A 10,237-nucleotide genomic window follows, 5' to 3' on the forward strand; every position below is an offset into this window, starting at 1 on the left:
TTTTTCTTAATTGGGGACGGGGTATTCGGATAATCTTATTTGACAAATTATAAAAAATCAATACATTTGTAATTTATCGTAGGATAAATTGAAAAATAGTTTTCAGTTACGTATTTTTGTGTTAATTTGCCAACAATCTTGGATGGCTCACTATTATCCTGATGGAATATGTGGTTTAAAACACTATTTTCATGACTTGAAATAGACGATTTAACTGCATTGGAAAAATTCTAACTAAATGTAGTCGAGTGTAGTTTGAATAATCAGGCCGTCTGAAAAAGAAGAATACCCAAAAAGAAGGAATGAAATATGGCCGGAAAAACCTATCCGCTGTTGGCTGCATCATTGGCTGCCGTATTCGCGTTGTCGGCGTGCAGCCGCGATGTCAAGCCTGCTCCTGAGTTTAAACGTACTGATTATGAGCGCGTGGTGGTCAGCAACGGCGTCGAGCCGGGTACGCTGGATCCTCAAATGAGCGGCGATATGGCGGCCGGTGCGATTATCCGTTAGTTGATGGATGGTTTGGTCGGTACGGATGCCGAAGGCAAAACCATTCCTGCTTTGGCGGAAAAATGGGAGAGCGAGGGCGAGCGTGTTTGGACCTTCCATCTGCGTGATGCCAAATGGAGCAATGGCGATCCGATTACTGCCGAAGATTTCGTGTACAGCTTCCGTCGTCTTGCCGATCCGGCCACCGGCGCACCTTTCGGCAGCTATTTGGTCGATGCCCAAGTGGAAAATGCGGAAGATATATTAAACGGCAAAGCCAAGCCTGAGACATTGGGCGTCAAGGCGTTGGACGCGAAGACCCTGCAATTTACGCTGATTGCGCCCGTGCCTTATTTCCCCGATATGCTGATTCAGCAATTCACATTTCCGGTTCACCGCGCCACTGTTGAAAAATACGGCAATAAGTGGACGCAGCCCGGTCATTACGTTTCCAGTGGCGCTTATCTGTTAACGGATTGGAAAGTCAACAGCCACATTAATATGGAACGCAATCCCAATTATTACGATAAAGACAAAGTGGCTATTCCGAAGGCTGTTTTCTTGTCAGGTAGCGGCGAGTACAACCGTTATCGCGCCAATGAAATTGATGTGACTTATGGTATTCCCAGCGATCAGGTCAAAGTGGCGGATATTGAGTTTCCGGGACAAGTGAAACGTACAACTTCTTTATGTAGCTGGTATTTGGAGCCGAACCACGAAGCGGCGCCGTTTAACGATCCGCGCGTCCGCAAGGCGCTCAATATGTTGACACGCCGCGACATCGTCGTCAAAGTGGGCGGCCGTGGCGACACGCCTGCGTTCCAATTGACGCCACCGCAAATGCAGGGTGTGATTCCTGTTTATCCTGAGTGGAAAGAGTGGACACCTGAAAAACGCATCGAAACTGCGCGCAAACTGTTGAACGAAGCAGGCTACAACGATGACCATCCGCTTGAGTTCGATATTTTGTACAGCACCAGCGAAGCGTCCAAAAAACAAATTACTGCCGTGCAGTCGGTGTGGAAAGCAGCCATTCCGTTTATCCGTCCGACTTTGTCCAACGAGGAATGGAAAACTTATTTGGATACGCGCGCGCAAGGTAATTTTAAGGTTTCGTTCAGCGGCTGGTGTTCCGATTTCAACGATCCGGCGGGTATGCTCAATATCTTGAAATCCAACAACTCAAACAATGCATTCCGCTACAAAAGCGCGGCGTTTGACACATTTATGAACAATACGCTGAAAGATGGTGTCAGCAAGGAAGCGCGCAGCCAGCTCTATGCCGATGCGGAGAAGCAGCTTCAAGAAGACGCTGCACTGATTCCGCTGTATCATCAGGTTGAAGTGCGTATGGTCAAACCCGATATTATCGGCTATTCCGACAAAGACCCTTTGCGGAACTACACAGTCAAGAGCTGGTCGTTCGCACCGAAAAAATAGATTGATTATAGACAGCACAAGTTTTCAGACGGCCTTGATGACCGAGGCCGTCTGAAACAATAGGAGATATAACACATGAAATCTGTACAACAACGTTTGTCCGCTTTACGCGAAGCCATGAAAAAACATGGCGTGGACGCGTTTGTCATTCCTTCCGCCGATCCGCACCTTTCCGAATACCTGCCCGAGCATTGGCAGGCGCGCCGCGATTTTTCCGGCTTTACCGGTTCGGCCGGCACTTTGGTGGTAACCGCCGATAAAGCAGGCGTGTGGACGGACAGCCGCTATTGGGAACAGGCAGGCCAACAGCTTGCGCCAAACGGCATCGAGCTGCAAAAAATGGGCGTTGATGCGCCTTATACCGAGTGGTTGGCACAAAATCTGCCCGAGGGCGCAGTAGTCGGTGCGCCTGCCGATATGTTCGCACTCAGCGGCGAGCGCGGTTTGAAACAGGCACTTGCCGCCAAAAACATTCGCCTCGAATATCCTGAAACCTTGTTGGACGAAGTGTGGGACGACCGTCCTGCATTGCCGACTCCGGAAATCTACGTTCACCATCCCGACTATGTTTCCGAAACGGCGGCCGAAAAACTGGCCCGTATCCGTGCGGCCATGAAAGAGCAGGGCGCAGATGCACATTTGGTTTCTTCGTTGGACGACATCGCTTGGATTACCAATCTGCGCGGCGATGATGTACCGTTTAACCCTGTGTTCTTGTCCCATCTGTTTATCAGCCAAGACAAAGCCGTATTGTTTACCGATGCAGGCCGTCTGAAAGCCGAATCTGCCGAAGCTTTGAAAGCGGCAGGTTTTGAAGTATTGCCTTATGCGCAAGCGGCGGACTACTTGGCAGACGTTAAGGGCGCATTGCTGATTGATCCGAACAAAACCGCTGTCGGCACTTTGCGCCGCCTGCCTGAAGACATTCGTTTGATTGAAGCCATCCACCCAAGCACATTCTTCAAATCCGTTAAATCTGATGCCGACATCGCTCATATCCGCAATACCATGGCGGAAGACGGCGCGGCATTGTGCGGCTTCTTTGCCGAGTTTGAACAAATCTTGGCAGATGGCGGCGAATTGAGCGAACTGGACATCGACGGCATGCTCTACAAACACCGCAGCCAACGTCCCGGCTTTATTTCGCCAAGTTTCGACACCATCGCCGGCTACAATGCCAATGCCGCATTGCCTCATTACAGCGCGACACCGGAAAACAACAGCAAAATCAAAGGCGACGGTATGCTGCTGATTGACTCCGGCGGCCAATACTGGGGCGGTACGACCGACATCACGCGCGTGGTGCCTGTCGGCAATCCGAGTGCGGCCATGAAGCGTGATTACACTTTGGTGTTGAAAGCGCATATTTCTCTGGCGGAAACCATTTTCCCTGAAAACATTAAAGGCCCGATGATTGATGCCATCTGCCGCAAATCGCTCTGGCAGGCACAATGTGATTACGGTCACGGTACCGGTCATGGCGTGGGCTATTTCCTCAATGTGCATGAAGGTCCGCAAAGCATTGCCGTCGCCGCCGTGCCGCAACCGCATCACGCGATGAAGTCAGGCATGCTGACTTCCAACGAGCCGGGTCTTTACCGTCCGGGCAAATGGGGTATCCGTATCGAAAGCCTGGTAATCAACCGTCCGGTTGAAAACCCAGAGGAAACTGAGTTCGGCAAATTCCTGTATTTTGAAACCGTTACCCTCTGCCCAATCGATACGCGCCTGATCGATACCAAATTGATGACCGGCAGCGAAATCGAATGGCTGAACCAATATCACGCCGAAGTGCGCCGCCGTCTTGAGCCTTTGACAGAAGGCGCGGCCAAAGCATGGCTGATTGAACGCACCGAACCTTTGGCGCGTTAACGTGAAAGGCCGTCTGAAACGGCGGATACAAAGTTTCAGACGGCCTTATAACAACAATTATCTAAAAACTAAAAAAACCTTACCCGACTCCGAATAAAAACAATAACCCGGTCGGAATAGAGAGAGAAACCGGCGCGGCGACGTTACAGATGCCTGCTGCCATTCATCCGATTTCCGCTTCAGGTCAGCTTTGTTTTCACGAGTCCGGTATGTTCAGACAGGACAGCCTGATTATGTTGAAATTCATCATCAAACGGATATGTGCTTCCATCCCGACCATGCTGGTGTTGATTACCGTATCGTTTTTTCTGATGCGGCTCGCACCGGGCAGCCCGTTCACAGGCGAACGCAATTTGCCGCCTGCGGTCATGGCCAACATCGAAGCCAAATACCACCTCAATGACCCGATGTACCTCCAATATTTCCACTACCTCAAGCAGTTAGCGCAAGGGGATTTGGGACCGTCGTTCAAATATAAAGATTTCAGCGTTAATGAGTTGCTTGCCCAATCCCTGCCGGTATCGGCAGAACTTGGCTTCTACGCCTTTTTAATCGCCGCCATCTTCGGCATGTTTATCGGCATCATCGCCGCCTTAAAACAAAACAGCTGGCTGGATTATTCGCTGATGAGCGGCGCGATGACCGGCATTGTCGTTCCCAGTTTTGTGATGGCGCCGGTATTGGTGCTGGTGTTTGCCGTCAGACTGCAATGGCTGCCTGCGGGCGGTTGGAACGATGGCGCACTGATGAACTTGATTTTGCCCGTCGTTACTTTGTCCATCGGTTATGTGTCCAGTATCGCGCGGATTACGCGCGGCGCGATGATTGAAGTATTGAACAGCCCCTTTATCCGCACGGCACGCGCCAAAGGCCTGCCCATGAGCCGCATCATCCTGCGCCATGCGTTGCGTCCTGCCATGTTGCCGATTGTTTCTTTCTTAGGCCCGGCATTCGTCGGCATCATTACCGGCTCCATTGTGATTGAAAACGTGTTCGGTATTCCCGGCGTCGGACAATTGTTTGTCAACGGCGCGCTCAACCGCGACTACGGCATGATTTTGGGTTTGACGATTTTGGTCGGCATCATGACCATTTTGTTCAACGCCATCCTCGATATTCTGTATGCCATTATTGACCCGAAAATCCGTTATTAATCCCATTTGCGCAAAGGCCGTCTGAAACGTTCAGACGGCCTGAAGAAAGAATAAAAAGCGAGAGAGAATATTATGTTATTCAAAAAGAAGCAGACTCAGGCCCTTGCAGAGGCAGCAGAATACGCCCAAGTACACGGTAAAAGCCTGTGGAGCGACGCATGGCGGCGTTTTAAACAGAACAAAGCGGCGGTGTACAGCATTATTATCCTGTTGCTGATTAGCATTTTTGTGATTGTGGCGCCATGGATTGTCCGCTACACCTACGACTTCACCGACTGGGACAATATGCAGATTCCGCCGTCCTTTTCTACCCATCACTATCTGGGTACGGATTTGCTCGGCCGCGATTTGCTGTCGCGTGCGGCAACCGGCGGACGTATTTCCTTGCTGGTCGGTGTGGCCGGCGCATTGGTGGCCGTTGTCATCGGTACGCTTTATGGCGCGATTGCCGGCTTTATCGGCGGTAAGCTCGATTCGCTGATGATGCGCTTTTTGGAGATTTTGAACGCGTTTCCGTTTATGTTTTTCGTGATTCTGCTGACCACATTCTTCGGCCGCAATCTGCTTTTGATTTTTGCCGCCGTGGGTTTAGTGTCTTGGCTGGACGTGGCGCGTATCGTGCGCGGTCAAACCTTGAGCTTGAAGCATAAAGAGTTTGTCGAAGCGGCGCGTGTGAGCGGCGTGGCAAAACGTAAAATCGTAACGCGCCACATTATTCCAAATGTTTTGGGCGTGGTGATGGTGTATGCCTCTTTGTTGGTGCCGGGCATGATTATGTTTGAATCCTTCTTGAGCTTCTTGGGCTTGGGCGTGCAAGAGCCGATGACCAGTTGGGGTTCGATGTTGCAAGAAGGCGCGATTTCGATGGAAGCCGCACCTTGGCAGCTGCTCGTGCCAAGTTTCTTCTTGGTAACCACTTTGTTCTGTTTCAACTTTATCGGCGACGGCCTGCGCGATGCGCTCGACCCGAAAGACCGCTAAACCACAACCAAAAGGATAATCAAAATGACAAAACAGTTACTGGTTGTAGAAAATCTGGACATCAATTTTGAATTGCATGAAAAGAACGTGCACGCCGTGCGTAATGTCAGCTTTAAAGTGGCAGAGGGTGAAACATTGGCTTTGGTCGGCGAGTCCGGCTCGGGCAAGTCTGTAACGTCTATGTCCGTTATGCGCCTGTTGCCTGAAAAGTTTGCCCGTTATGGCAAAGATTCGCGCATTACTTTTGACGGCATTTCCATTTTGGATGCCGATGAGAAAACCCTGCGTGATTTGCGCGGTAACCGCATCAGCGTGATTTTCCAAGAGCCGATGACCTCGCTCAATCCGTTTATGCGTATCGGTGCGCAGCTGATTGAAGCGGCGCGTGTGCACAATAAAAAGCTTGGCAAAAAAGAAGCAGGGCAGAAGGCATTGGCATTGCTGGAGCGTGTGGGCATCAAAGAAGCCGAGCGCCGCATGAAGCAATATCCGCACGAGTTTTCCGGCGGTCAGCTGCAACGCATCATGATTGCCATGGCACTCATCAATGAACCTGACTTGCTGATTGCCGACGAACCGACCACGGCTTTGGATGTGACCATTCAAGCCGAGATTCTCGATTTGCTCCACGATTTGCAACAGCAAATGGGCATGGCGATTATCTTCATTACCCACGATTTGGGTTTGGCGGAACACTATTCCAAAACCGTCTGCGTCATGCGTAACGGCGAAATTGTCGAGCGTGGCAAAATCAAAGAAGTATTTGTTCATCCGAAACACGAATATACTGCCGAACTCATCAATGCCATTCCAAAAGGCATGAAAGAGCCGGAAGAAAACAATGCCGGTGTGTTAATCGATGCCGATAATGTCAATGTTTCTTTCGTATTGAAGCAAAACTTTTTCGGCAAACCGCTCAAAACTTTTGATGCCGTCAAAGGCATCAGCCTCAAAATTAAAGAAGGCGAAACATTGGGCGTCGTCGGCGAGTCCGGTTCCGGCAAATCCACGCTGGGCAAAGCCGTCATGCAGATGCTGCCTTATACCGGCCATATTTCCTTTGAAGGTAAAGACCTGAAAAACTATACCGCCGAAGAGGCACGCCGTCTGAAATCGCAACGGCAAATTGTGTTCCAAGATCCGTTCGGTTCGCTTTCCCCGCGCTTGACCGTTGGCGAAATTATTGGCGAAGGTTTGACGGTTCATCATCCAGAGATGACCAAAAAAGAACGTATCCAGCGCGTTTTGGAAGTCATGAAGGAAGTGTCCCTGCCGCTTGACGCGCTCAACCGCTATCCGCATGAATTCTCCGGCGGCCAGCGTCAGCGTATCGCGATTGCACGCGCCGTTATCCTGCGCCCGAAATTCATTCTTTTGGACGAGCCGACATCTGCACTTGACCGCTCCGTACAATCCAAAGTGGTCGAACTTTTGCGCGATTTGCAGAAGAAATACGGCCTGACTTATATGTTCATCAGTCATGATTTGTCTGTTGTGCGCGCTGTCAGCGACAACGTGATTGTGATGAAGCAGGGCGAAATGGTTGAGTACGGCAGCGCGGATCAGATTTTCCACCATCCGCAAAACGACTACACCAAACGTTTGATTAACGCCGCATTTGATTTGTAGAAAAGGAAAAGGCCGTCTGAAAAGAAATTTTCAGACGGCCTTTACGGAATTCTTTGGATTTGAAAATAAAAAAGACTTGAATCATCAAGTCTCACATTTCATTTTCACTAGATAAAAAAATATCAAGAATGGCGGAAGCGGTGAGATTCGAACTCACGGAGGGCTATCAACCCTCGACGGTTTTCAAGACCGTTGCATTAAACCGCTCTGCCACGCTTCCATTCTTGAAGCCGTAATATTAATGGAACTTACGGCCTTTGCCAAGAGGTATTTTAGAAAAAATATCTAGGATTCTGTTTTTATTTAGATTGTTCTTCACGCATGAATACCCATTCGGCTTCGTTTGAAGCTGCTTCATTGAATGAATAGCCCTCGTAGTCGAAATTTTTGAGCATTTCAGGCTCGGTAATGCCGTGTTCTGCCGCGTAGCGCACCATCAAACCGCGCGCACGTTTGGCGTAGAAGCTGATGATTTTGTATTTGCCGTTTTTCTCGTCTTTAAAAATCGGCGTAATCAGGCGTGCGTTGAGTTTTTTGGTGTTGACGGATTTGAAATATTCTTGTGAGGCGAGGTTGATTAAGATATCGCTGCCGGCTTGTTTCAGTGTTTGGTTGAGCATATCGGTGATTTTATCGCCCCAAAATTCGTAGAGGTTTTTGCCGCGTGAGTTGGCAAAGGCCGTGCCCATTTCCAAGCGGTAGGGCTGCATCAAGTCGAGCGGGCGCAGTACGCCGTATAAGCCGGAGAGCAGGCGGACGTGTTGTTGCAGGTAGTCGATTTGTTCCGGTTTAAGCGTATCGGCGGCGATGCCTTCATAGACGTCGCCGTTGAACATAAATACGGCCTGTTTGGCATTTTCAGGGGTAAACGGCGTGTGCCATACGGCATTGCGTTCGGCATTGAGCAGGGCGATTTTGTCGGAAACATGCATCAGCTCGGCGATTTGTTGAGGGGCAAGCTGACGCAACTCCTGCATCAGGATTTCTGCTTCGGGCAAAAGGTCGGGCTGGGTAAAGCTGCTGACGGGGGAGGGGTCTTTTTCGTTGAGGTTTTTGGCTGGGGATAAGACAAAAAACATGATAATTTCGGCTTTGAAATGAATAATGTGTGGGATTGTAGGTTTAAAATCGGGGAAGAACAAGATGGAATAAACGCATTAATTGAATGCTTTTATTGAAACGTATTTCTGTTGAAAGTAAAATTCGAAGCTTCCACCCGATTCTGACATTTCTACTTGAGGAGAATATTATGTCTAAAACCATTATCCATACCGACAAAGCCCCTGCCGCGATTGGTGCATACAGCCAAGCAGTCCGTGCAGGCGATACGGTTTATATGAGCGGTCAGATTCCTTTGGATCCGGCTACGATGACCGTGGTCGGCGATGGCGACTTCCGCGCCGAAGCAGTGCAAGTATTTAAAAACCTGCAAGCCGTAGCCGAAGCGGCCGGCGGTTCTTTGAACGATATCGTCAAACTCAATGCTTATTTGACCGATTTGGCCAATTTTGCCGTGTTCAATGAAGTGATGGCTGAATTTATCGAACAACCTTTCCCTGCACGTGCGGCGGTTGGCGTGGCCAGCTTGCCTAAAGGCGTTCAGGTAGAGGCTGAAGCAGTATTGGTTTTAAATGCATAATTGATGTTTTCAGACGGCCTGGGCTGGGCTTGAGGCCGTCTGAAAATAATAACAATGGAAAACAATAATAATGGCACATTACGCAATCGGAGACATTCAAGGCTGTTTTGACGAGCTGACTTTGTTGCTTGCCAAAATCGGCTTTAATCATGGTACGGACACCCTTTGGCTGGTCGGCGATATTGTCAATCGCGGCCCGAAGTCCTTGGAAACCCTGAAATTTGCCAAAGAGCATGACAGCAGTGTGCAAATGGTTTTGGGCAATCATGATTTACATCTTTTGGCAGTCGGTTGCGGTGAAGGAACGCTTAAGCGCAGTGATACAGTTGAGCCGATTTTGACCCATCCCGATAGTCATGCCATGCTGGACTGGCTGCGTCATCAGCCGCTTTTGGTGCGCGGCGACAGGCATGTGATGGTGCATGCCGGTATTTTGCCGCAATGGTCGGTTGATAAGGCCGAAAGCCTTGCCCGTGAAGCTGAGGCTGAATTGCAAGGTAAAAAATACAGGAAATTTTTTGGTAAAATGTACGGCAACAAGCCGACCGAGTGGACGGATGATTTGACAGGCTATGAGCGCCTACGCATGATTATCAACGTCTTTACCCGTATGCGTGCGTTGACGTACAAAGGCGAATTGGATTACGAATATAAATCCACTCTGAAAAAAATGCCGCTTTACCTGCGCCCTTGGTTTAAAGCGCCCGATAGGCAGAATTTGGATTATATTACCGTGTTCGGACATTGGTCGTCATTGGGCTACGTTAATACCGATCAGGTTATTGCTTTGGATACAGGCGCGTTATGGGGCGGAGAGCTGACAGCGGTCAATTTGGATACCAATGAAGTGATACAGGTACCGTCGTTGGGCGGATTGGATTGGAAAACGGCATTGAAATAGTGTGGATAAGATGTAGGAAAACGTTGCGTTGTTTACACCACAGGTTGAGAAAAATAAGCCTACAAGACCTCAAACGGCGTATCGCCGTTCAAACTGCGGTGTGGCTTCACAGTGTTATAGAAATTAACAAAG

General features: G+C 49.5%; 7 protein-coding genes, 1 tRNA gene and 2 pseudogenes. 7 read left to right on the forward strand and 3 right to left on the reverse strand.

Annotation, left to right across the window (positions count from 1 at the left end):
• The first annotated feature begins 309 nt into the window (after positions 1-309).
• From ACTHTA_RS09835 to ACTHTA_RS09855, 5 genes and pseudogenes are all read left to right on the forward strand, one after another.
• Positions 310-1,929, forward strand: a pseudogene (locus ACTHTA_RS09835) (ABC transporter substrate-binding protein).
• A gap of 75 nt (positions 1,930-2,004) precedes the next feature.
• Positions 2,005-3,801, forward strand: a complete 1,797-nt coding sequence (locus ACTHTA_RS09840; protein WP_313971023.1) for an aminopeptidase P family protein — start codon at positions 2,005-2,007, stop codon at positions 3,799-3,801.
• 233 nt (positions 3,802-4,034) lie between these two features.
• Positions 4,035-4,955: an oligopeptide ABC transporter permease OppB gene (oppB, locus tag ACTHTA_RS09845; RefSeq protein WP_036472303.1), complete on the forward strand. Its 921-nt coding sequence runs from the start codon at positions 4,035-4,037 to the stop codon at positions 4,953-4,955.
• 72 nt (positions 4,956-5,027) lie between these two features.
• A complete protein-coding gene (oppC, locus tag ACTHTA_RS09850) occupies positions 5,028-5,936 on the forward strand; it encodes an oligopeptide ABC transporter permease OppC (protein ID WP_003683112.1) in 909 nt (302 codons plus the stop codon).
• Positions 5,937-5,960: 24 nt separating this feature from the next.
• Positions 5,961-7,565, forward strand: a complete 1,605-nt coding sequence (locus tag ACTHTA_RS09855) for an ABC transporter ATP-binding protein (RefSeq protein WP_308888264.1) — start codon at positions 5,961-5,963, stop codon at positions 7,563-7,565.
• Between the two features lie 129 nt (positions 7,566-7,694).
• On the opposite strand, the gene ACTHTA_RS09860 is transcribed toward ACTHTA_RS09855, so the two are convergent.
• Positions 7,695-7,785, reverse strand: a tRNA-Ser gene (locus tag ACTHTA_RS09860).
• Between the two features lie 79 nt (positions 7,786-7,864).
• Entirely contained in the window at positions 7,865-8,644 is a 780-nt protein-coding gene (gene yaaA, locus ACTHTA_RS09865; RefSeq protein WP_308888265.1) for a peroxide stress protein YaaA, read from the reverse strand.
• A 170-nt stretch (positions 8,645-8,814) separates the two neighbouring features.
• Between yaaA and ACTHTA_RS09870 the strand changes: the two genes are divergently transcribed.
• Entirely contained in the window at positions 8,815-9,204 is a 390-nt protein-coding gene (locus tag ACTHTA_RS09870) for a RidA family protein (RefSeq protein WP_036472307.1), read from the forward strand.
• A gap of 70 nt (positions 9,205-9,274) precedes the next feature.
• Positions 9,275-10,105 (forward strand): symmetrical bis(5'-nucleosyl)-tetraphosphatase, encoded by an 831-nt coding sequence (locus ACTHTA_RS09875; RefSeq protein WP_070461450.1) that lies wholly within the window; start codon positions 9,275-9,277, stop codon positions 10,103-10,105.
• Between the two features lie 59 nt (positions 10,106-10,164).
• Here ACTHTA_RS09875 and ACTHTA_RS09880 read toward each other — a convergent pair.
• Positions 10,165-10,237 (reverse strand): annotated as a pseudogene (locus ACTHTA_RS09880) (integrase core domain-containing protein); the annotation flags it as partial.

It is taken from the genome of Neisseria sp. P0013.S005 (assembly GCF_051958425.1).
Classification (GTDB): domain Bacteria; phylum Pseudomonadota; class Gammaproteobacteria; order Burkholderiales; family Neisseriaceae; genus Neisseria; species Neisseria subflava.